This is a genomic window from Burkholderia sp. SR8 (genome assembly GCF_052851275.1).
The window spans coordinates 262,795-285,063 of sequence record NZ_JAULUC010000001.1 but is presented as its reverse complement, the minus strand read 5'-3'; the positions used below and the strand labels follow the sequence as shown (position 1 = coordinate 285,063).

At 68.0% G+C, this 22,269-nt stretch carries 20 protein-coding genes and 5 tRNA genes; 16 read left to right on the top strand and 9 right to left on the bottom strand.

The genetic code is table 11. The features are described 5' to 3' along the window. Positions 1-32 precede the first annotated feature (32 nt). From Q3A80_RS01320 to Q3A80_RS01295, 6 genes are all read left to right on the top strand, one after another. Positions 33-109 (top strand) — tRNA-Asp (locus tag Q3A80_RS01320). Positions 110-172: 63 nt separating this feature from the next. Then, positions 173-248: transfer RNA gene (locus Q3A80_RS01315), tRNA-Glu, on the top strand. Between the two features lie 79 nt (positions 249-327). After that, positions 328-404 (top strand) — tRNA-Asp (locus Q3A80_RS01310). Between the two features lie 65 nt (positions 405-469). Further along, positions 470-545, top strand: a tRNA-Glu gene (locus Q3A80_RS01305). A gap of 73 nt (positions 546-618) precedes the next feature. Next, positions 619-695: transfer RNA gene (locus Q3A80_RS01300), tRNA-Asp, on the top strand. Between the two features lie 351 nt (positions 696-1,046). Then, positions 1,047-1,511 (top strand): GNAT family N-acetyltransferase, encoded by a 465-nt coding sequence (locus Q3A80_RS01295; protein ID WP_098555701.1) that lies wholly within the window; start codon positions 1,047-1,049, stop codon positions 1,509-1,511. Between the two features lie 48 nt (positions 1,512-1,559). Here Q3A80_RS01295 and Q3A80_RS01290 read toward each other — a convergent pair whose 3' ends face one another. Then, the gene (locus Q3A80_RS01290; RefSeq protein WP_446327319.1) at positions 1,560-2,441 is read right to left on the bottom strand and encodes an AraC family transcriptional regulator; all 882 of its coding nucleotides are present in this window, start codon (positions 2,439-2,441) and stop codon (positions 1,560-1,562) included. 305 nt (positions 2,442-2,746) lie between these two features. Between Q3A80_RS01290 and Q3A80_RS01285 the strand changes: the two genes are divergently transcribed. Next, positions 2,747-3,160: a gamma-glutamylcyclotransferase family protein gene (locus Q3A80_RS01285; protein ID WP_446327318.1), complete on the top strand. Its 414-nt coding sequence runs from the start codon at positions 2,747-2,749 to the stop codon at positions 3,158-3,160. Between the two features lie 130 nt (positions 3,161-3,290). On the opposite strand, the gene aceB is transcribed toward Q3A80_RS01285, so the two are convergent. Then, complete coding sequence (gene aceB, locus Q3A80_RS01280) at positions 3,291-4,883, bottom strand: malate synthase A (protein WP_446327317.1); 1,593 nt, start codon at positions 4,881-4,883, stop codon at positions 3,291-3,293. Positions 4,884-4,950: 67 nt separating this feature from the next. Next, positions 4,951-5,712, bottom strand: a complete 762-nt coding sequence (locus Q3A80_RS01275; protein WP_446327316.1) for a haloacid dehalogenase type II — start codon at positions 5,710-5,712, stop codon at positions 4,951-4,953. Positions 5,713-5,868: 156 nt separating this feature from the next. Between Q3A80_RS01275 and Q3A80_RS01270 the strand changes: the two genes are divergently transcribed. Then, the gene (locus Q3A80_RS01270; RefSeq protein ID WP_446327315.1) at positions 5,869-6,774 is read left to right on the top strand and encodes a LysR family transcriptional regulator; all 906 of its coding nucleotides are present in this window, start codon (positions 5,869-5,871) and stop codon (positions 6,772-6,774) included. 159 nt (positions 6,775-6,933) lie between these two features. After that, the gene (locus Q3A80_RS01265) at positions 6,934-7,368 is read left to right on the top strand and encodes a universal stress protein (RefSeq protein ID WP_446327314.1); all 435 of its coding nucleotides are present in this window, start codon (positions 6,934-6,936) and stop codon (positions 7,366-7,368) included. A gap of 219 nt (positions 7,369-7,587) precedes the next feature. Here Q3A80_RS01265 and aceA read toward each other — a convergent pair whose 3' ends face one another. The 3 genes from aceA to Q3A80_RS01250 form a co-directional block, all read right to left on the bottom strand. Beyond that, on the bottom strand, positions 7,588-8,895 hold the full coding sequence (gene aceA / locus Q3A80_RS01260) for an isocitrate lyase (protein WP_446327313.1): 1,308 nt from the start codon (positions 8,893-8,895) through the stop codon (positions 7,588-7,590). A 378-nt stretch (positions 8,896-9,273) separates the two neighbouring features. Beyond that, a complete protein-coding gene (locus tag Q3A80_RS01255; RefSeq protein WP_446327312.1) occupies positions 9,274-10,818 on the bottom strand; it encodes a DEAD/DEAH box helicase in 1,545 nt (514 codons plus the stop codon). 355 nt (positions 10,819-11,173) lie between these two features. Further along, entirely contained in the window at positions 11,174-11,443 is a 270-nt protein-coding gene (locus Q3A80_RS01250) for an acyl-CoA-binding protein (RefSeq protein WP_446327311.1), read from the bottom strand. A gap of 147 nt (positions 11,444-11,590) precedes the next feature. On the opposite strand from Q3A80_RS01250, the gene tsaB reads away from it, so the two are divergent. Genes tsaB through Q3A80_RS01230 form a run of 4 tightly spaced genes read left to right on the top strand, consistent with a single transcriptional unit; the run spans position 11,591 to position 14,811 of the window. Then, positions 11,591-12,358, top strand: coding sequence for a tRNA (adenosine(37)-N6)-threonylcarbamoyltransferase complex dimerization subunit type 1 TsaB (gene tsaB, locus Q3A80_RS01245; protein ID WP_446327310.1), 768 nt, complete (start codon positions 11,591-11,593; stop codon positions 12,356-12,358). Then, positions 12,355-12,855, top strand: a complete 501-nt coding sequence (rimI, locus tag Q3A80_RS01240; RefSeq protein ID WP_059529269.1) for a ribosomal protein S18-alanine N-acetyltransferase — start codon at positions 12,355-12,357, stop codon at positions 12,853-12,855. The genes tsaB and rimI overlap by 4 nt, the downstream gene beginning before the upstream one ends. Continuing rightward, positions 12,842-13,855, top strand: a complete 1,014-nt coding sequence (locus tag Q3A80_RS01235) for a uracil-DNA glycosylase (RefSeq protein ID WP_446327309.1) — start codon at positions 12,842-12,844, stop codon at positions 13,853-13,855. The genes rimI and Q3A80_RS01235 overlap by 14 nt, the downstream gene beginning before the upstream one ends. Beyond that, the gene (locus Q3A80_RS01230; RefSeq protein ID WP_446327308.1) at positions 13,852-14,811 is read left to right on the top strand and encodes a DUF1853 family protein; all 960 of its coding nucleotides are present in this window, start codon (positions 13,852-13,854) and stop codon (positions 14,809-14,811) included. The genes Q3A80_RS01235 and Q3A80_RS01230 overlap by 4 nt, the downstream gene beginning before the upstream one ends. A gap of 18 nt (positions 14,812-14,829) precedes the next feature. On the opposite strand, the gene thiD is transcribed toward Q3A80_RS01230, so the two are convergent. Further along, positions 14,830-15,639 carry a bifunctional hydroxymethylpyrimidine kinase/phosphomethylpyrimidine kinase gene (thiD, locus tag Q3A80_RS01225; protein WP_446327307.1) on the bottom strand — a complete coding sequence of 270 codons (810 nt, stop codon included), beginning with the start codon at positions 15,637-15,639 and terminating at the stop codon, positions 14,830-14,832. A gap of 67 nt (positions 15,640-15,706) precedes the next feature. Further along, positions 15,707-17,014 (bottom strand): lysophospholipid transporter LplT, encoded by a 1,308-nt coding sequence (gene lplT / locus Q3A80_RS01220; protein ID WP_446327306.1) that lies wholly within the window; start codon positions 17,012-17,014, stop codon positions 15,707-15,709. 218 nt (positions 17,015-17,232) lie between these two features. Between lplT and alr the strand changes: the two genes are divergently transcribed. The 3 genes from alr to Q3A80_RS01205 all read left to right on the top strand — a co-directional run bounded on the left by alr (position 17,233) and on the right by Q3A80_RS01205 (position 20,108). Continuing rightward, a complete protein-coding gene (gene alr, locus Q3A80_RS01215; RefSeq protein ID WP_446327305.1) occupies positions 17,233-18,303 on the top strand; it encodes an alanine racemase in 1,071 nt (356 codons plus the stop codon). 11 nt (positions 18,304-18,314) lie between these two features. Beyond that, complete coding sequence (gene radA / locus Q3A80_RS01210) at positions 18,315-19,691, top strand: DNA repair protein RadA (RefSeq protein WP_446327304.1); 1,377 nt, start codon at positions 18,315-18,317, stop codon at positions 19,689-19,691. Positions 19,692-19,841: 150 nt separating this feature from the next. Beyond that, on the top strand, positions 19,842-20,108 hold the full coding sequence (locus Q3A80_RS01205; RefSeq protein WP_446327303.1) for a DUF2866 domain-containing protein: 267 nt from the start codon (positions 19,842-19,844) through the stop codon (positions 20,106-20,108). 171 nt (positions 20,109-20,279) lie between these two features. On the opposite strand, the gene Q3A80_RS01200 is transcribed toward Q3A80_RS01205, so the two are convergent. Further along, positions 20,280-22,211, bottom strand: a complete 1,932-nt coding sequence (locus tag Q3A80_RS01200) for an ATP-binding cassette domain-containing protein (RefSeq protein WP_446327302.1) — start codon at positions 22,209-22,211, stop codon at positions 20,280-20,282. Positions 22,212-22,269 lie beyond the last annotated feature (58 nt).

The window sequence follows — 22,269 nt, the reverse complement described above, 5'->3', positions numbered from 1 at the left end:
AACCGACGTCCTGCAGGTTGGGTAAGAAAGCTGGAGCGGTAGTTCAGTCGGTTAGAATACCGGCCTGTCACGCCGGGGGTCGCGGGTTCGAGTCCCGTCCGCTCCGCCAGAACGAAGCCCGTTCAAGACGTTTTTGAGCGGGCTTTTGTATTAAGGATGTAAGCAGTACGTTGTCCCCTTCGTCTAGAGGCCTAGGACATCACCCTTTCACGGTGAGTACAGGGGTTCGAATCCCCTAGGGGACGCCAGATTCAGCGGCGTTTCATGGAAGTGTCGCAACGCTTGCAGCGCATGAACGTGGTGCTGCAAGTGGTGGTGAAGAAAGCTGGAGCGGTAGTTCAGTTGGTTAGAATACCGGCCTGTCACGCCGGGGGTCGCGGGTTCGAGCCCCGTCCGCTCCGCCAGAACGAAGCCCGTTCAAATGAACGTTTTGAACGGGCTTTTACGTTAAAGATGTAAGCAGTACGTTGTCCCCTTCGTCTAGAGGCCTAGGACATCACCCTTTCACGGTGAGTACAGGGGTTCGAATCCCCTAGGGGACGCCAAGTTTCGGCGTCGTTCGAACAAACGATGCGCCGGCAGGAAGTAACCGACGCCTGCCAGGCAAGAAGCAAGACTGGAGCGGTAGTTCAGTCGGTTAGAATACCGGCCTGTCACGCCGGGGGTCGCGGGTTCGAGTCCCGTCCGCTCCGCCAGAAAATGAGAAAGCCCGCCTCGTGCGGGCTTTCTCATTTGCATTGTTGGTTGCGCGCGCTCGCGAGCGCGTGACTGCGGAGCGGAGGAAGCCGCCTGCGCGGCTTCCGGCGGGACTCGAAGGGTTGCGCGTGTACGCGCAACCGCGGCCTGCAGGATGTAGGCGAGTCCCGTCCGCTCCGCCAGAAAATGAAGAAGCCCGCCTCGTGCGGGCTTTTTCATTTGCGTCACCGAAAGCGCGCTTGCCGACCTTTCACCTACGTCGCCGCCCGGTACGCCGCTACGAGAAATTCGCGATTGCATCCACCCGCGACTGCGCTATCGTGGCGGAATGCGTTCTTGACCCCTGCGCGATGCTCGATCCGACCGACCTGCGACTGCTGTATCAGCTCCGGCCCGCGGAGCCTGGCGATTTCCCGTTTGCCGAGGCGCTGACGCACGGCAACATGGGCGGCTACTACAAGCGCCACGGGCTCGTCTGGCGCAGCGACCTGTTCTATGCGAGCTGGCGCGAATCCGAAAACTTCATCCTGGAAGCCGACGGCGAGCGCATCGGCGTGCTGCGCGTGACCGAGGAGGGCGATTCGCTGCACATCCGCGACGTGCAGATCGCGGCCGGCCATCGCGGGCAGGGCGCCGGCACCTACATGCTCGACATGTCGCACCGCTGGGCGCGCGCCCGCGGGCTGCACGAACTGCAATTGCGCGTGTTCGTCGACAATCCGGCCGCACGGCTCTACCAGCGGATGGGCTATCGCGTCACGGGGCCGAGGCTCGCGCAACTCGGATCGATCCGTCACATGGTGCGCGCGGTCTGAGCGCATGGCGGTACGACGCCGCGTATGCCACGCGAGCCGCTGCGGCGATCAGCGGGCGGCGCCGATCGCGTCGTCGCCGGCGGTGTCGTCGTCCGCGGCAATGCGGCCTTCCGCACCGCGATGTTCGTAGCCGCGCAGCATGAAGGCGCGCGGACTTTCGCCGAACGCGCGCCGGAACATCGCCGAAAATGCGCTCTGGCTCTGGTAGCCCAACTCGCGCGCGATGTGCGACAGCGGGCGTCCCTGGTTCAGCAGCGGAATCGCGCGCGCGAGCAGCGCCTGCTGCCGCCATTGCGAAAAGCTCACACCCAGTTCCTGCTTGAACAGCCGCGAGATCGTGCGGGTGCTCGCGCCGACCTCGCTCGCCCAGTGTTCGAGCGATTCCGCATGCGCGGGCTGCGCGAGCACCGACTCGCACAGCAGGCGCAGCCGTTTCTCGTCGGGCATCGGCACCGCGAGCGGCAGCGGTTCGGCGCGGCTCAGTTCGTCGAGCACCAGCCCGCACAGCAGCCGTTCGCGCGCGCCGCTCAGCTCGCGCGCGTCGAGCGCGACGATCAGCTCGCGCAGCAAGCCCGTCACCTCGACCACGCGGCACGCATCGAGCCCGTCCGGCACGATCGATTCGTCGATATACAGCGTGCGCAAATACGCCTCCTCGACGATCACCACCTCGTGCGTCACGTGCGGCGGCACCCAGATTGCGCGGGACGGCGGCACCATCCACGTCGTTCCGGTCGTCGCCACGCGCAGCACGCCGCGCGACGCGTACGCGAGCTGCGCCCACGCGTGCGTGTGCAGCGGGATCCGGCGCCCGGCATCGACCTGCCGCGCCCGCACACGCATCGGATGGACGCGGGTCGGCGCGAACTCGGGCGGGATGTCGATGACGTCGTAAGGGTTCGATGCGTCGGCTTGGGCAGGCGGATTCATGGACGATTCGGTCGGCGCGGCGGCGATGCCGTCATTTTAGAAGGCGCCGCGCAGGCGCATGCGGCGGTTTTTCGGCCGATAATGCACCGTTCAAATGAACTTTGTGTGGGGCTGCGCGTATTCCGGACGCGCCAGGCCGCATCCACGCTGCGCGGCGCGCGGTGCGGCAACGAACCATCGGGCCGCGACCGCGGTCTATCGATCCTGACGCGGTTTCGCGCGAGCGGCGTCCCGGCGGCGCCGGCACCCGCGGGCCGGCCGCAACGGCCGGCCTCGCACCATCTGAACCGAAGAGGAGAACCACGATGCGCTACGTATTCGTCTACGGCACGTTGAGAGCGGGAGAAGCCAACGACATCGGCCATGCGGCCGCGCGGCACGGGATCGCCGCGCCGACGCTGCTCGGTGCGGCCGCGCTGCCGGGCGAACTGTACGATTTCGGCACGTACCCGGGGATGATCGCCGGGCCGGCCGGCCAGTCGCTCGTATGGGGCGACGTCTACGAGATCGACGAGCAGCTGATGCCCGTGCTCGACGAGATCGAGCGCGTCTATCCGGGCGTCGACACGCTGTTCCGGCAGGAGCCGGTGACCGTCGAACTCGGCGGGCGCACGTATGCGTGCGTCTATTATCCGGTCGCCGCGCATGCGGCCGCCGATCGTCCGCGCATCGCATCGGGCGACTGGGTGCAGCACCGGCGCGAGCGGGAAACCGCCTGAGCAATCGAGCGGCGACCGTCGCCGCCAAAGGAAAAGCGCCCCGCGGGGCGCTTTTTTCATGCCGGCGCGTCGTGCGACGGGTGGCCGGCAGGGCGGTGACGGTCCGTGCGGCGGGACCGGCCGCCCGCGGTCAGATTTCCTCGTACAGCGGCAGCGTCAGGAATTCGGTGAAGCCTTCCGACGTCGACATCTGTTCGAAGATTGCCGCCGCGCGCTCGTACGGCTGCGTGTTGCCGCCGACCGAGCGCTTCACGTTGTCGAGCTCGGCCTTCGCGAATTCGCGCACGAGCTCCGCGGTCACCTTGCGGCCGTCGTCGAGCACGCCCTTCGGCGAGCGGATCCATTGCCACACCTGCGAGCGGGAGATCTCGGCGGTCGCCGCGTCTTCCATCAGGTTGTGGATCGGCACGCAGCCGTTGCCGTCGAGCCATGCGCCGAGGTAATGGATGCCGACGTTGATGTTGTTGCGCAGGCCGGCTTCGGTGATCGGCGCTTCGGGCTGGAAGTCGAGCAGGTTCTTGCCTTCGATCTGCACGTCGTCGCGCTGCTTCGAGATCTGGTTCGGCTTGTCGCCGAGCACCTTGACGAACTCCTCCATCGCGATCGGCACGAGGCCCGGGTGCGCGACCCAGCCGCCGTCGTAGCCGTCGGTCGCGTCGCGCTGCTTGTCCGAACGCACGCCGCCCATCGCCTTGTCGTTCGCTTCCGGATCGTTCTTGATCGGAATCAGCGCGCTCATCCCGCCGATCGCCGGCGCGTTGCGCTTGTGGCAGGTCTTCAGCAGCAGCAGCGCGTACGCGCGCATGAACGGCACGGTCATCGTGATCTTCGAGCGGTCGGCCAGGCAGAAGTCGCGGTCGTTCTTGAACTTCTTGATCGCCGAGAAGATGTAGTCCCAGCGGCCGGCGTTCAGGCCCGAGCTGTGTTCGCGCAGCTCGTACAGGATCTCGTCCATCTCGAACGCGGCAAGGATCGTCTCGATCAGCACCGTCGCGCGGATCGTGCCGCGCGGCACGCCGACCGCTTCCTGCGCGGCGACGAAGATGTCGTTCCACAGGCGCGCCTCGAGATGGCTTTCCATCTTCGGCAGGTAGAAGTACGGGCCCGAGCCGCGCGCGATCAGCTCCTTCGCGTTGTGGAACAGGAACAGCGCGAAATCGAAGATGCCGCCGGACACGCGCTGGCCGTCGACCGTCACGTGCTTCTCGTCGAGGTGCCAGCCGCGCGGACGCACGATCAGCGTCGCGACCTTGTCGTTCAGCTTGTACGACTTGCCGTTCTGCTCGAGCGAGATCGTGCGGCGTACCGCGTCCTTCAGGTTGATCTGGCCGTCGATCTGGTTCGTCCAGTTCGGCGCGTTCGAATCCTCGAAGTCCGTCATGTACGAATCGGCGCCCGAGTTCAGCGCGTTGATGATCATCTTGCGCTCGACGGGGCCGGTGATCTCGACACGGCGGCATTGCAGGTCGGCGGGCAGCGGCGCGACCTTCCAGTCGCCTTCGCGGATCGCCTTCGTGTCGGCGAGGAAATCGGGGCGTTCGCCGGCATCGAGGCGCTTGGTGCGCTCGACGCGGGCCTGCAGCAGCGCCTGGCGGCGCGGCTCGAACGCGCGGTGCAGCGCTGCGACGAGCGCGAGCGCGTCAGGCGTCAGGATCGCTTCGTAACCCGGCTTGATTTCGCCGGTGATCGCCATGCCTTGCGGCAGCGTGATCGGGGTGCTCATGAGTCTCATCTCCTTGGTCGGTCAGTTGCGGTTTCGGTGAAGGGGGAAGGCGGCAGCGCCGCGACCGTCATGCGCCCGGGCCGGGGCGCGCGCGGGTTGCGGGTCTGCCGGACGGAGCCGGGGTGGCGAGGAATGCGAGCAGATCGGCCATGCTGCTGCCGGTGCCGTCGGGCGGCGCGCCGAGTTCCTCGGCGGGCGCGCCCGTGCGGTTGAGCCAGAACGTCGTGTAGCCGAACCAGGCGGCCCCCGCGACGTCCCAGGCGTTCGACGACACGAACACGATGTCGCGCGGGTTCGCGCCGAACGCGGCGGTGCCGAGCGCGTACGCGGCCGGGCTCGGCTTGTACGCGCGCACCGCGTCGGCCGACAGCACGCGATCGAACAGGCCGGTCATGCCGGCGCTCTTGATCGCGATGTCGAGCATCTCCGGATTGCCGTTCGACAGGATCGCGAGCGGCGGGCGCGGGTCGAGCGCGCGCAGCTTGCGCAGCGCGGGCACCGTGTCGGGATAGGTGGACAGGCACGCATATTCGTCCATCAGCCGCTTCTCGGCCGCGCTGTTCAGCGCGAGGCGGAGCCGGCGCGCGGCGAACCGCAGCGCATCGAGCGTGATGTCGCGAAACGGGCGATAGCGGGCGCCGGACGGATCGGCGAGCGTGCGCAACTGCGAGTATTCGATTTGCTTGCGTCGCCACAGCTGCGACAACCGCTCCCCGTGACCGGGAAACATCTGCTCCGCCGCGGCCACGACCGCATGCACGTCGAACAACGTGCCGAATGCGTCGAAGAGGATTGCGTCGGGAGAGGAGAGTGTCGTTGTGGCCGACATAGCCTTGCGCTCCAGTTTCAGAGGTCGAGTCGATTCTATTCGTGATCTCAGGTGCTAAAAAAGACGCTAATTATCACTTGATCTTTTACTTTCATATACCTAATCTTGAGCGGCTTCAGTCAATATGCAGGGGCGGGAACGCCGTCCTGGCGAGTCATGGACCGGTTCAAACAGATCGAAACGTTCGCCGCGGTCGCGGCGAAGGGCAGCCTGTCGGCGGCCGCGCATGCGGAAGGCGTCGCGCCGGCGATCATCGGCCGCCGCCTCGATGCGCTCGAGGAGCGGCTCGGCGTCAAGCTGCTGGTGCGCACGACGCGCAAGCTCACGCTGACCTTCGAAGGGTCGGCCTTCCTCGAGGATTGCCAGCGGATCATCAACGACATGCAGAACGCGGAGGCGAGCGTGTCGGCCGGCGGCGTGAAGGCGAGCGGGCATCTGCGCATCTCCGCGCCGGCCGGCTTCGGGCGGCGCCACGTCGCGCCGCTCGTGCCCGAATTCAGCGGCGCGCATCCGGACGTGTCGGTCACGCTCGATCTGTCGGACCGGATGGTCGACCTCGTCAACGAAGGGTTCGATTGCGCGGTGCGGCTCGGCGAGCTGCCCGATTCGTCGCTGGTGTCGCTGAAACTCGGCGAAAACCGGCGCGTGTGCGTCGCGTCGCCCGCGTATCTGGCGCGGCGCGGCACGCCCGTCACGCTCGCGGAACTCGCGCGCCACAACTGCCTCGCGCTCGCCGCGAACGCGAACCAGCAGCGCGGCTGGGCGTTCCAGGAGGACGACAAGGTCGTGTCGATCCGCGTGAACGGCACGATGGAGTGCTCGGACGGCGCGGTGCTGCACGAGTGGTGCCTCGCCGGCTACGGGCTGGCGTGGCGGTCGTGGTGGGAGGTCGGCGAGGACATCGCGGCCGGCCGCCTGGTCAGCGTGCTCGACGCGTTCGCGGCGCCGCCGATCGGCATCCACGCGGTGTTTCCGCAGCGCCGCCACCTGCCGCTGCGCGTGCGGCTGTTTCTCGACTACCTGAAGCATACGTACGAGCGGCCCGGGTACTGGGGCGAGTAGCACGCGCTCGCCCGCGTGTTTCCGATATGAGGACGAACCCGCTGCCGGCGCCGGTCGCCCGGTTTCGCGCACTACAATCGAAACTGGCATGCGCGACGCGCCGGGGTCGGCCCGCATGGGCTCGCGGCGCGTGCGGTGCGATTGACGAAGGAGGGCGCGATGTTCAGGCACATCCTCGTTCCAACCGACGGTTCCGAACTGTCGCAGAAGGCGATCGACGGCGCGATCGATCTGGCGCGCGCGGTCGGTGCGCAAATCACGGCCTATGCGTGCCTGCCGCAGTATCCGTACTCGCCGTTTTCCGAAGTGATCATCGAGCCGCCCGCCGATTTCCGGGCGCGCAGCGAACGCGAGGCGCGCGCACACCTCGACGACGTGCAGGCGGCCGCGAAGGCGGCCGGTGTCGTCTGCGACAGCTGGACGAGCGTGCATCCGTCGCCGTACCTCGGCATCATCGAGGCGGCCGAGCGCGGCGGCTGCGACGTGATCTTCATGGCGTCGCACGGACGCCGCGGGCTCGGCAGCCTGCTGATCGGCAGCGAAACGCAGCGCGTGCTGACCCATACGAAAATTCCGGTGATCGTCTATCGGTAAGCGTGGTGCCGTCCGTTGCCGCGCGGGCGGCGGCACGGCAGCGCCGCTGAAAAAAGGCGCGCCGGACCAGGCCGGCGCGCATCGTTGCTCGCGGCCGGTCGCGCGACGTTCGCCGCGCGCCTGCCGTCTCCTCCCTGATTGTCGTCCGGTGCTGCCGATGCCGCGCCGTCGCGTGACGGGCCGGCATCGGCGTCGCGCTTGCGCGCGTTATGCGATCTGTTACGCGACCTTCTTGCCGTCGAAGAACTGTTCGTCTTCGGTCGAACCGTGCAGCGCGGTCGTCGACGCTTCGCGCTCGACCGTCTGCGTCACCGCGTCGAAGTAGCCGGTGCCGACTTCGCGCTGGTGCTTGACGGCCGTGAAGCCCTTGTCGGCCGCGGCGAACTCGGCCTGCTGCAGTTCGACGAACGCGCTCATCTGCGTGCGGGCATAGCCGTGCGCGAGGTTGAACATCGAGTAGTTCAGCGCATGGAAGCCGGCCAGCGTGATGAACTGGAACTTGTAGCCCATCGCGCCGAGTTCCTTCTGGAACTTCGCGATCGTCGCGTCGTCGAGGTTCTTCTTCCAGTTGAACGACGGCGAGCAGTTGTACGACAGCATCTTGCCGGGGAACTGCTTGTGGATCGCTTCCGCGAACTTCTTCGCGTACTCGAGATCCGGCTTGCCCGTTTCGCACCAGACGAGATCGGCGTGCGGCGCATACGCGAGGCCGCGCGAAATCGCCTGCTCGATGCCGGGCTTCGTGCGGAAGAAGCCTTCGACCGTGCGCTCGCCGGTCAGGAACGGCTTGTCGTTGTCGTCGATGTCGGACGTGATCAGGTCCGCCGCTTCGGCGTCGGTGCGCGCGACCAGCACGGTCGGCGTACCCATCACGTCGGCGGCGAGGCGCGCGGCCGACAGCTTCGCGACCGCTTCACGCGTCGGCACGAGCACCTTGCCGCCCATGTGGCCGCACTTCTTCACCGATGCGAGCTGGTCCTCGAAGTGGACGCCCGATGCGCCGGCCTCGATCATCGCCTTCATCAGTTCGAACGCGTTCAGCACGCCGCCGAAGCCGGCTTCCGCATCCGCGACGATCGGCGCGAAGAAGTCGACGTAGCCCTCGTCGCCCGGGTTCTTGCCTTCCGACCACTGGATCTGGTCGGCGCGGGTCAGCGTGTTGTTGATGCGCTTGACGACGAGCGGCACCGAGTTCGCCGGGTACAGCGACTGGTCCGGGTACATTTCGCCCGCGACGTTCGCGTCGCCGGCCACTTGCCAGCCGGACAGGTAGATCGCCTTCAGCCCCGCCTTCACCTGCTGCATCGCCTGGTTGCCGGTCAGCGCGCCGAGCGCGTTGACGAACGGCTCTTCGTTGATGAGCGTCCACAGCTTTTCCGCGCCGCGCCTGGCGAGCGTGTGCTCGACGACGATCGAGCCGCGCAGGCGAACCACGTCCTCAGCCGTGTAGCTGCGCTTGATGCCCTTCCAGCGCGGATCGGTTTCCCATTGCTTTTGCAGTTCCTGTGCCTGTTGCTGTCGCGACATGATGAGCTCCTTGATGCGGTGTGTTGCCTGTGAGTCGAATCGGACGGTGACGATGCTGTTCACGAAGCGGGGTGCGATGCGTTTCCGTTTCGCGAAGTCTTGTATAAGAGTCTAGGCAAACCGCGTGGAGTGAAACAGGGGCTGTTTCAGGAAGATCGAAAATTTTTAATCTTTGATAATCAATGTGTTGCGGCATTGGTTTCGCGATGAGAAACGGTCTTTCCCATCCCGCAATCGTCTGGGTTGTGCCACGCAGCATGATTTTTTACGACACAAAAAAATTTTCCGCATCGTGAAATGTGGGGCGGGACGAAAAAAAACCGGCGCGGATGCGCCGGTCTTCCGGATGGGGGGCGGCCGAGGGCCGCCCGGGCGTGCTTACGACGCCGAATTGCTGCGGCGCGGGCCGCCGCTGCGCTGGCCGTCGCGACGCGGGCCGCCGTCACGGCTGCCGCCCGGCTTGCCGCTCCAGCCGCCGCCATTGCCGCCGCCGTAGCTGCGGCCGCCGCCGTTGCCGCCGTAACCGCCGCCCGGCTTGCCGCCGAAACGACGACCGCCGTTACCGCCGCCCGGACGGCCGCGGCCGCCGGCGCGCTCATTGCGCGGGGGCGCCTTGCGCGGCTCGAAGCCTTCGATCACGTTGACCGGCAGCGGCGAACGCACGAAGCGTTCGATGCGCTTGAGCGCGCCTTGCTCGGCGTGGTGCACGAGGCTCACCGCGGTGCCCGAACGGCCCGCACGGCCCGTACGGCCGATACGGTGCACGTAGTCTTCCGCGAACTTCGGCAGGTCGTAGTTGAATACGTGCGTGATGCCCGGGATATCGATGCCGCGGGCCGCGACGTCGGTCGCGACCAGCACGCGCACGCGACGCTCGCGCAGTGCGCGGATCGTGCGGTTGCGCGCGCCTTGCGGCAGGTCGCCGTGCAGCGCCGCCGATTCGAAGCCGGCGTCGGCGAGGCGACCGGCGAGCTGGTCCGCATCGATCTTGGTCGCCGTGAAGATGATCGCCTGGTCGAGCGCGTCGTCGCGCAGCAGGTGATCGAGCAGGCGGTCCTTGTGGTCACGATCGTCGACGTAGTGGACGGTCTGCGCGATGTTCGCGCGCGATTCGAGGCGCTGCTGGATTTCGATGCGTTCCGGATCCTTCAGCAGGCGGCTCGTCAGCGAACCGATCTTGCCGTCGAGCGTGGCCGAGAACAGCATCGTCTGACGCGATTCCGGCGTGGCGGCGACGATCGTTTCGATGTCTTCGATGAAGCCCATGTCGAGCATGCGGTCGGCTTCGTCGAGCACGAGCATCTTCAGTTCGGACAGGTCGATGCGGCCGCGCTCGAGGTGATCGAGCAGGCGGCCCGGCGTCGCAACCAGGATTTCCGGGTTCTTCGCGAGCAGCATCAGCTGCTGGCCGTAGGCGACGCCGCCGAGGATGCTGACCGTGCGCAGGCGCTTCAGGTGCTTGCCGTACGTCGACGCGGCCGTGGTGACCTGCATCGCGAGTTCGCGGGTCGGCGTCAGCACGAGCAGGCCCGGGCGCGCGACGGGTTGCGGGCGGCGCGCGCGGCGGTCGCCCTGGTTCGGTTCACGCGGCGCGCGCGGTTGCTGCGCCTGCGCCTTCTGCAGCTGCGCGAAACGCTCGATCGCGGGCAGCATGAATGCGGCGGTCTTGCCGGAGCCGGTCGGGCTCGACACCAGCAGGTCGCGGCCGGCGATGCCGGCCGGAATCGCGCGCTGCTGGACCGGCGTCGGCTTGGCGTAGCCGGCGGCCTGCAGCGCGGAGACGATCTCCGGCGACAGCCCGAGTGACGCGAAAGTCGGCTCGTCCGACGCCGGTTCGACCGCGGCCGGTGCGGCGGCGTCGTCGAGACCGAGCGCCTGGTCGGCGATCGCGTTGAGCGGGCTGGTGTTGATGCTCGAAGTCATAACAATCCTTGAAACACAGTGGGTGAAACGTCGGCGCCAATCGCGCATACCCAAGTCGTCGGATTCAGCGAGCAAATCGGGAAACGGGTGCAATCCGCCGAACCTTCGGCGGATGAGGCATTAGAAGCTGTTTTGGGTGCGGCGCGCTTCTGGAGCGGGGCCGCCAGCCTAGTTGACGACCGCGAGGGTCGAAGCAGGAGGGGACAGGTTCTAAACCGGATTGGAGCTTAACGCTACGAGGCGTCGGGCCGGAACGGCATGCGAGCCGAGCGCGGAGGTGACGCAGGCCGCATTATAAAGAAATTTGCTGCGCTGCGCCACTGATTTGATTGCCTATTGCGGCGGGGGCGGGCGATCAGGACGCCGTGCCGTTCTTCAGCGACTCGACGAGCTCGATGTACTGCTGCTTGGCTGCATCCTGCGACGTGCCCTTCAGCGCTTCCCACGCGTCGTACTTGTACTTGCCGACGATGTCGGTGAAGCCCGGCTTGTCGCCGTGCGCGTCGCCGTCGGTCGCCTGCTTGAACAGCGCATACAGGCGCAGCAGGGTCAGGTTGCCCGGTCGCTCGGTCAGTTGCTTGACGTCGACCTGGGCCTGGTCGAATTGGGCGGCGAGTTCGCTCATCGTGTGTCTCCGTAAGGGTTTCAGATCGGCCGATCTTAACAAGGGGCGCGCCGCGCGGGGTCGAGCGATCCTTCCAAACCGCGCGCCGGGCGGCGCGCGCATCGCGATCGGGGCCGATCGCGCGTCGGAGCGGGGCGCCGCATTACAATGTCGGCCATGACGCAAACAGTGCTCCTCGCCATCGATACGTCGACCGAATACTGCTCGGTCGCGCTGCTGCGCTCGGCTCAGGCCGATGACGCCGTTTCCACCCCGCAAACCTGGGTTCGCCACGAGCTGACGGGCGCCGTGTCGAGCACGCGCGTGCTGCCGGCGATCCAGGAACTCTTCGCCGAATCGGGTCTCGCGTTCGCCGACTGCGACGCGATCGCGTTCGGCGCGGGCCCCGGCTCGTTCACCGGGCTGCGTACCGCGACCGGCATCACGCAGGGTCTCGCATTCGGGCGCGGGCTGCCGGTCGTGCCGGTCGGCACGCTGCTCGCATGCGCCGAGCACGCGCGGCTGCGCGCGCCCGGCACCACGCGCGTGCTGGCCGCGCTCGACGCGCGGATGGACGAAGCATATTGGGCCGATTTCGCATGGGACGATGACGCGGGCGACTGGCGCACGCTGCATCCCGCGTCGCTCGATGCGCCGGGCGCCGTCGGCGTGCCCGACGCGCCGTTCACGCTCGCGGGCAACGCGGCCGCCGCGTTCGGCGCGCAACTGCTGGCGGCGGCGGCCGCGGCCGTGATCGACGGCGAAGCGCTGCCGCATGCGCTGGCGGTCGCGCATGCGGCGCTGCGCGCGTTCCGCGCCGGCCGTACGGTGCCGGCCGACCAGGCCGCGCCCGAATACGTGCGCGACAAGGTTGCGCAGACGACCGCGGAGCGCGTCGCGGCACGCGCCGCGCAGACGGGCGGAGCGAAAGGATGACGGGCGTACTGTTGAGCGACCGCTATTTGTCGCCGATGACCGATACCGATCTCGACGAAGTCGTCGCGATCGAGCAGGTCGCGTACGAGTTTCCATGGAGCCGCGGCAATTTCGAGGATTCGCTGCGCAACGGCTATTTCGGCGTATGCCTGCGGCACGTGACGGGCGCGCTCGTCGGCTATTGCGTGCTGATGCCGGTGATCGACGAGATGCATCTGCTGAATCTGTGCGTCGCGCCGGCTGCGCAGCAGTCTGGCGCGGGGCTCGCGCTGCTGCGCGAAGCCGTGCGCATCTCGCGCGCGGAGCGGCTCGACGGCGTGCTGCTCGAGGTGCGGCCGTCCAATCCGCGCGCGATCCATCTGTACGAGCGTTTCGGCTTCGTGACGATCGGCCGGCGCAAGAACTACTATCCGGCGCGGCATCGGAGCCGGGAGGACGCGATCGTGATGCGTCTGACGCTGAACAAGGACGAAGGGGACGCGCATGGCGTGGGCTGAAGCAGCACTCGAGGAAATGGGGCTCGCGCAGATCTGGGTGCGGCGCGGGCAGCCCGCGCAAGCGCCGGCCGCGGCTTCGGGCGTGGCGGACGATGCGCCGGCCGTTGCGGCCGCAACCGTCGCGGCAGCGCCGCAGCCGACGGCGGAGCAGCTGCGCGACACGCAGCCGGCCGCACGGGCGGTTCCGCGCGACGACACGCGGCCGGTCGGCACGGCCGCACGCGCCGCGGCACCGGCCGGCGAAGCGGGCAGCGCGATGGACGACGATCGTGCGTCCGCCGGGCCGGCACCGTCCGCGGCCGCGGACGACATCCCGCCGCTCACCGAAGACGATTTCGCGTGGTTCGACGCGGCGCCGCCAGGCGATCCGCTGCCGCCGGCCGAATCGCGTCCTGCCGCGCCGCCGGTCGCGCTGCTCGACTGGGATGCGCTCGCCGCGCGCGTCGCCGACTGCACGAGCTGCCGCCTGTGCGAGAAGCGCACCAACACCGTGTTCGGCGTCGGCGACCGCGAAGCGGACTGGATGCTGATCGGCGAGGCGCCGGGCGAGAACGAGGACAAGCAGGGCGAGCCGTTCGTCGGCCAGGCCGGCAAGCTGCTCGACAACATGCTGCAGTCGCTGGCGCTCAAGCGCGGCGACAACGTGTACATCGCGAACGTGATCAAGTGCCGGCCGCCCGGCAACCGCAACCCGGAACCGGACGAGGTCGCGCGCTGCGAGCCGTACCTGCAGCGCCAGGTCGCGCTCGTGAAGCCGAAGCTGATCGTCGCGCTCGGCCGGTTCGCCGCGCAGACGCTGCTGAAGACCGATTCGAGCATTGCATCGCTGCGCGGCCGCGTGCACACGTACGAAGGCGTGCCGGTGATCGTCACCTACCACCCCGCGTATCTGCTGCGCAGCCTGCAGGACAAGTCGAAGGCGTGGGCCGACCTGTGCCTCGCGCGCGACACGTTCCAGCGCGCCGCGGACGCCGACGCGAGCGGGCCGGCCGGGCCATGACGCGCGGCGCGGCGCTCGCGTTCGTCGATACGTTGCGCGACGCCGCGGTTCGCGACCTGGGCTGGCTCCTCGCGAGCCCGAGCCTGCTCACCGCGGCGCCCGGCGCGCCGCTCGCGCATCCGTGGTCGGATGCGGTCGAACGGGTGGCCGTCGAGGCGTGGCTCGTCGCGCTCGATGCCGCACCCGAGCCGCTGCACCGCGCGCTCGACGGATTGCGGCCGGTGCGGCTCGGCCGCTACGCCGAATGCCTGCTCGAATATTTCCTCACGCACGGGCCGTCGCTGCGGCTCGTCGCCGCGAACCTGCCGCTGCGCAGCAACGGCAAGACGCTCGGCGAAGTCGATTTCCTCGTCGATGCGCCGGGCGGGCAGCGTCTGCACTGGGAACTCGCGGTGAAGTGCTATCTGTGTGCGCCGGTCGCGGGCGACGCTTCGCTCGCGGACTTCGTCGGCCCGAATCTCGTCGATCGCCTCGACCGCAAGCGCAGCCGGCTGCTCGATCATCAGCTGCGGCTCAGCGATCGCCACGGATTCGCGCTGCTTGGCTACGGCGCGCCGTCCGATGCGCAGATGTTCATTCGCGGCTGGCTGTTCTATCCGCACGGCGTCCCGCTGCCGCCGGTATCCGCGGAAATCGCGGCCGATCATCCGCGCGGCTTCTGGCTCACGCATGCGCAATGGCCGGACTGGGCGGCCGCGCAACCTGACGGCGCCGCGTGGAACGTGCTGCCGCGGCTCGCGTGGCTCGCGCCGCGGCGTGCGGGCGCCGATGCCGCGCCCGAACCGCTCGCGAATTCGCTGACGCTGCCGCCGGCACTGACCGCGCGGCAGGCGCCGGCGCTGATTGGCGTGCATCGCCGGCACGGCGACGGCGTATGGCGGGAGACCGCGCGCGGCTTCATCGTGCCGGACGACTGGCCGGCGCGCGCGCAGGCGTTCGCCGCGCAGGACGATTGACCGCGCGTCGGCGCGTGCTTACCACCAGCGATGAAAGTGATGGACCGGCCCGACGCCGTGGCCGACGTCGAGCCGGCCGCTCGCGGCGATCGCGCCGGTGAGGTACGCCTTCGCTTCGCGAACCGCGCTGTCGAGATCGGGCTGCTGCGGCAGCAGCGCGGCGATCGCCGACGACAGCGTGCAGCCGGTACCGTGCGTATTGCCGACCGGCACGCGCGTGCCGTCCAGCCGCACCGTGTGCGCGGCATCGACGAGCCAGTCCGGGCTCGCGGCCGCATCGGGCAGGTGGCCGCCTTTCATCAGCACGGCGCGCGCACCCGTGTCGAGCAGCGCGTGGCCTTGCCGCACCATGTCGTCCTCGGTCGTTGCGTGCGCCTCGCCGAGCAGGGCGGCCGCTTCGGGCAGGTTCGGCGTGACGACGGTCGCGAGCGGCAGCAGCGCGTCGCGCAACGCGTCGACCGCCTCGGGCGCGAGCAGCGCATGCGCGCTCTTCGAAATCATCACGGTATCGAGCACGACGAAGCGCGGCGCGTAACGCCGCAGCGCATCGGCCACCGCGTGCACGATCGCCGCGTTCGCGAGCATGCCGATCTTGACCGCGTCGATGCGGATGTCGTCGAACACCGCGTCGAGCTGCGCGGTCACGAACGCAGCGTCCGGCGCATGCACGCCGGTCACGCCGCGCGTGTTCTGCGCGGTCAGCGCGGTGATCACGCTCGCGCCATACGCGCCGAGCGCGGAGAAGGTCTTGAGGTCGGCCTGGATGCCGGCGCCGCCGCCCGAATCGGAGCCGGCGATCGTCAGGACGTTGGGAATCGGGTGCGTCATGATGGCAGCGCGCCGGTTCGAAGACCGGCGCCGACGGACGGAAGCGAAAGGAAACGCAAGTGTAGCGTCAGTGGCGCGATTCGCCGATCAGCGCGACCGAGTCGAACTGCCGCTGGTTCGCCTGGTGGCGGCGCATCACGAGCCACATCGTCAGGCACACGAACGTGCCGAACAGCACGATCACGACGCCGACCGGCACGTCGAGCCAGACCAGCACCGCATACAGGCACAGCATCACGAGCACCGACAGGTTCTCGTTGAAGTTCTGCACCGCGATCGAGTGGCCGGCCGACAGCAGCACGTGGCCGCGGTGCTGCAGCAGCGCATTCATCGGAACCACGAAGTAGCCGGACAGTGCGCCGACGCCGATCAGGAAGATGTACGCGACGATCAGGTACACGGGCAGGCGCAGGTGGCCGAAATGCACGGCCCAGTGCGACGGGAACAGGTCGCGCGTGTAGAACGCCATCAGCATGACGGCGATGCCCATGACGATGCCGACGGGCAGCACGGTGAGCGACTTCTTGAGCGGAATCCGCGCGGCGGCGGCAATCGCGCCGCCCGCAACGCCGACCGCGACGACCGCCTGCAGGATCGCGCCTTCGGACAGCGACATGTTGAGCGACACCTCGGCCCACTTCAGCACGATGAACTGCAGCGTCGCGCCGGCGCCCCAGAACAGCGTCGTGACCGCGAGCGAGATCTGGCCGAGCTTGTCGCGCCAGAGCACCATGAAACAGTCGGCGAAATCGGTGAGCAGCTTGACCGGGCCGCGTTCCTGCTTCGGATAGCGCGCGCCGGTATCGGGAATCCGCAGGTTGAAGATCGCGGCGATCACGTAGATCGCCATGATGATCGCCATCGCGGCTTCGGCCGGCGTGCCGATCCAGGCGGGCGTGTGCGCGATCACGTGCGCCGCGATGTGCGGGCTGATCAGCGCGCCGCCGAGCACGGTGCCGAGAATGATCGAGCTGACGGTCGTGCCTTCGATCCAGCCGTTCGCGGCGACGAGCCGGTCGGCCGGCAGCAGCTCGGTCAGGATCCCGTATTTCGCGGGCGAGTAGGCCGCCGCGCCGAAGCCGACGATCCCGTACGCAAGCAGCGGGTGCGCGCCGAACAGCATGATCAGGCAGCCGACCACCTTGATCGTGTTCGTGATGAACATCACGCGGCCCTTCGGACGCGAATCGGCGAACGCACCGACATACGCCGCGAGCACCACATAGGACAACACGAAGAACAGCTTCAGCAGCGGTGTCATCCAGTTGGGGGCGTGGAGGTCTTTCAGCAGGGCGATGGCGGCGATGAGAAGCGCATTGTCGGCCAACGACGAGAAAAACTGCGCGGCCATGATGGTGTAAAAACCTTTTTTCATCTGATGCGATGCTTTCGTCGCTGCGGCAGGGCCGCGTAGGCCGCCTGGTATGCGATCGGCTTATTCCGTTCGAAATGGGTTGTGCGCACGGCTTTATAACACGAAAATACGGCAATTCGGACTAGCAAGATTCCCCGATCGTTCCGCAAATTGTCGGCTTCGGTGCTCAAAAGGCGCGGTAAGCTGATGATTCGCAAGCGTCTTTACGTAAATTTCCCATGCCGCGCCCGATCTCCGCCACCATCCATACCGCCGCTCTCGCGAACAATCTCTCCGTCGTCCGCCGCTTTGCCGGCCCGTCCAAGGTCTGGGCGGTCGTCAAGGCCAACGCGTACGGCCATGGTCTCGCGCGCGCATTTCCGGGCTTGCGCGGCACCGACGGCTTCGGCCTGCTCGATCTCGACGAGGCGGTGAAGCTGCGCGAGCTCGGCTGGGCCGGCCCGATCCTGCTGCTCGAAGGGTTCTTCCGCTCGACCGACATCGACGTGATCGACCGCTACAGCCTGACGACCACCATCCACAACGACGAGCAGATGCGGATGCTGGAGACGGCGCGGCTGTCGAAGCCGGTCAACGTGCAGCTGAAGATGAACAGCGGGATGAACCGGCTCGGTTACACGCCGGAAAAATATCGTGCCGCGTGGGAGCGCGCCCGTGCGTGCCCGGGCATCGGCCAGATCACGTTGATGACCCATTTTTCGGATGCCGACAACGAGCGCGGCGTCGCCGAGCAGCTCGCGACGTTCGAGCGCGGTGCGCAAAACATCGCCGGCGCGCGCAGCCTCGCGAATTCGGCCGCCGTGCTGTGGCATCCGGATACGCACTTCGACTGGGTGCGGCCGGGGATCGTGCTGTACGGCGCATCGCCGTCGGGCGTGTCGGCCGATATCGCGGACACGGGGCTGAAGCCCGCGATGACGCTCGCGTCCGAGCTGATCGCGGTGCAGTCCATCGCGAAGGGGCAGGCGATCGGCTATGGCTCGACGTTTTCGGCGCAAACGCAGATGCGCATCGGCGTCGTCGCGTGCGGCTACGCGGACGGCTATCCGCGCGTCGCGCCCGAGGGCACGCCGGTGATCGTCGACGGCATCCGCACGCGGATCGTCGGCCGCGTGTCGATGGACATGATCACCGTCGACCTGACCCCGTGCCCGCAGGCCGGCGTCGGCGCGCGCGTCGAGCTGTGGGGCAACGCGCTGCCGATCGACGACGTCGCGCGGCATTGCGGGACCATCGGCTATGAACTGATGTGCGCGGTCGCCGCCCGCGTGCCGGTGCGCGCGGAATAAGGGCAGCACGCGTGGCCAAACAGAAAACCGTCTACGTCTGCAGCGAGTGCGGCGGACAAACCCCGAAGTGGCAGGGCCAGTGCCCGTCGTGCCAGGCCTGGAACACGCTCGTCGAGTCGGTCGCCGAGGCGCCGGCCGCCCATCGCTTCCAGTCGCTCGCGAAGCGCGCGCCGGTGCAGCGCCTCGTCGACATCGAGGCGGCCGACGTGCCGCGCTTCACGACCGGCATCGGCGAATTCGACCGCGTGCTGGGCGGCGGGCTGGTGCCGGGCGGCGTCGTGCTGATCGGCGGCGATCCGGGCATCGGCAAGTCGACGCTGCTGCTGCAATCGCTCGCGGACATCGCGAGCGTGCGGCGCGCGCTCTATATCAGCGGCGAGGAATCGGCCGCGCAGATCGCGTTGCGCGCGCAACGGCTCGCGCTGCTCGACGGCGGCGCGCCGGCGGCCGAGCTGAAACTGCTCGCCGAGATCCAGCTCGAGAAGATCCAGGCTGCGATCGACGCCGAACGGCCGGACGTCGCCGTGATCGACTCGATCCAGACCGTCTATTCCGACGCGCTGACGTCCGCGCCGGGCTCGGTCGCGCAGGTGCGCGAATGCGCGGCGCAGCTCACGCGCATCGCGAAGCAGTCGGGCACCGCGATCATCATGGTCGGGCACGTGACGAAGGAGGGCAACCTCGCGGGCCCGCGCGTGCTCGAGCACATCGTCGACACGGTGCTGTACTTCGAGGGCGACACGCATTCGTCGTTCCGGCTCGTGCGCGCGTTCAAGAACCGCTTCGGCGCGGTCAACGAGCTCGGCGTGTTCGCGATGACCGAGCGCGGGCTGCGTGGCGTGGCCAACCCGTCCGCGCTGTTCCTGTCGCAGCACGAGCAGGTCGTGCCTGGGTCGTGCGTGCTGGTCACGCAGGAAGGCACGCGACCGCTGCTCGTCGAAATCCAGGCGCTCGTCGATACGGCGCACGTGCCGAATCCGCGCCGGCTCGCGGTCGGCCTCGAGCAGAACCGGCTCGCGATGCTGCTCGCGGTGCTGCACCGGCACGCAGGCATCGCGTGTTTCGACCAGGACGTGTTCCTGAACGCGGTGGGCGGCGTGAAGATCACCGAACCGGCCGCCGACCTCGCGGTGCTGCTCGCGATCCACTCGTCGATGCGCAACAAGGCGCTGCCGAAGGGGCTGATCGTGTTCGGCGAAGTGGGGCTTGCGGGCGAGATCCGGCCGTCGCCACGCGGCCAGGAGCGGCTGCGCGAAGCCGCGAAGCTCGGTTTCACGGCGGCGCTGATCCCGAAGGCGAACGCGCCGAAGCAGCCGATCGAAGGGCTGAACGTGATGGCCGTCGAGCGGCTCGAGCAGGCGATCGACCGCGTGCGCGATCTCGAATGACCGCTGGCGGGCCGGCCGCGCCGCAGGCGGGTTGCCGCTGTTCTGTCGCGTAATTGGCTGTAAAGAATATGTAGGCTGATGTAACCCGCCGGACACTGCTTTTCCCTATCCTTTGCCGGGTTGTCGAACCGCGCAATGCGAAGGGAACCTATGTTGAAACAGTATGGGGAAACGTCGGGCGGACGCCTTTACAACCTGCGCGGCTGCCGCGTATCCGAGCCGATCGTCCAGCCGTGGGGCGGCGGATGCCGGATCGTCGAATGGATCGACGACGAAGGGCGTCTCGCGCGCCGCGTCGTGTCCGAGGACGTGACGGAAGCGGAGGTCGCCGAGGCGATCCGCCGGCCGACCGAAGGGCGGCGTCACCTGATGGGCGACGACGAGCAGCTGCCGCGCGATACGTTGCCGCGGCGCTGAGCGGATGCCGCGGCCGGCGTATGCCGATGCAGCAATGACAAAAGGCCGGGCTAGGGCGCCCGGCCTCGTCGTATCGACGCGCGGCGCGGCCGGGCCCGCTCATGATCGCCAACGCACCGGCCGGTGCCGCGCCCGCCGGTCGTGCGCCGGCCGCAGGCGCACGGGCCGCGATCAGCCGATCTGCTCGAGTTCTTCCTGCACCGCGAGCCAGTCGGCTTCGACCGTTTCGAGCCGCGTATTGACCTCGCCGAGCTTGCGGATCGCTTCGGTCAGTTCGGTCTTGCGCGCGGCTTCGTAGCTCGCCGGATCGGCGACGAACGCGTCGAGGCGCGCCTTCTCCGCGTGCAGCGTTTCCATTTCCTTTTCGAGCTTCGTGATGCGGTTCTGCAGCGGCTTCTTCAGCTGCGACAGGCGCTGGCGCTCCTCCGCCGCCTGACGCTTCTGGTCCTTGCGGTTCACGCCCGGATCGGCGCCCGCAACCGCCGCGCCGTCGGCCTTTGCGGCCGCGCGTTGCTCGGCCGCGTGCTGCAGCAGCCAGTCGCGGTAGTCGTCGAGGTCGCCGTCGAACGGCTGCAGGCGGTGCTTGGCGACGAGCATGAACTGGTCGGTGGTTGCGCGCAGCAGGTGGCGGTCGTGCGATACGAGAATCAGCGTGCCTTCGAACTGCGCGAGTGCCATCGTCAGCGCGTGACGCGTCTCGAGGTCGAGGTGGTTGGTCGGTTCGTCGAGCAGCAGCAGGTTCGGCTTCTGCCAGATGATCAGCGCGAGCGCGAGCCGCGCCTTCTCGCCGCCGGAGAACGGGCCGACCGCGCTGGTGGCCATGTCGCCCGAGAAATTGAAGCCGCCGAGGAAGTCGCGCAGCTCCTGTTCGCGCGTGTCGGGCGCGAGCCGCGCGAGATGCGCGAGCGGCGAATCGTCCTCGCGCAGCGTCTCGAGCTGATGCTGCGCGAAATAGCCGATCGTCAGGCCCTTGCCGTCGCGCACGTGGCCCGACAGCGGCGGGAGCGTGCCGGCCAGCGTCTTGATCAGCGTCGACTTGCCCTGGCCGTTCGCGCCGAGCAGGCCGATCCGCTGCCCGTTCTGGATCGACAGCGTGACGCGCTCGACGATCGGGATCTCGGTGCCGTCGTCGGCATGGTAGCCGCAGCGGACGTCTTCCATCACCATCATCGGGTTCGGCGCGGCGTCGGGCGTGCGGAACTCGAACGTGAACGGCGACGCGATGTGCGCCGGCGCGATCAGCTCCATCTTCTCGAGCGCCTTCATCCGGCTCTGCGCCTGCTTGGCCTTGGTCGCCTTCGCCTTGAAGCGGTCGACGAAGCTCTGCAGGTGCTCGATCGTCTTCTGCTGCTTTTCGTATGCGCTTTGCTGCAGCGCCAGTTGCTGCGCACGCAGCACCTCGAACTGCGAGTAGTTGCCGCCGTAGCGCTTCACCTGGCGGTTTTCCAGATGCAGCGTGACGTTGCAGATCGAGTCGAGGAATTCGCGGTCGTGCGAGATCACGACGAGCGTGCCGGCGTAGCGGTGCAGCCAGTCCTCCAGCCAGACGATCGCGTCGAGGTCGAGGTGGTTGGTCGGCTCGTCGAGCAGCAGCAGGTCGGAGCGGCACATCAGTGCCTGCGCGAGGTTCAGGCGCATGCGCCAGCCGCCGGAGAAGCTCGCGACCGATTCGCGGGTCTGCGCGAGCGTGAAGCCGAGGCCGAGCAGCAGCGCTTCGGCACGTGCCGGCGCGGTATAGCCGTCCGCGTCGGCGAACGCCGCGTGCGCGTCGGCTTCGGCCGCGCCGTCATGCGCGGCCGAAGCCGCGGCGATGCGCGCCTCGATCTCGCGCAGCGCGGTGTCGCCGTCGAGCGTGTAGTCGAGCGCCGAGCGGTCGACCGCGGGCGTTTCCTGCGACACGTGGGCGATCCGCCACGACGGCGGCATCGAGAAGTCGCCGCCGTCGGAATGCAGCTCGCCGCGCAGCACCGAGAACAGCGTCGATTTGCCGGCGCCGTTTGCGCCGATCAGGCCGGCCTTCTCGCCGGGATTGAGCACGAACGAGGCCGACTCGAACAGCGGCTTGGTGCCGCGCGCAAGACTGAACTGATTGAAACGGATCACGGCGGGAATGACTGGCCAAAACCGCTATTCTAGACTGCGCGCGGGTCGCCCCGGATAT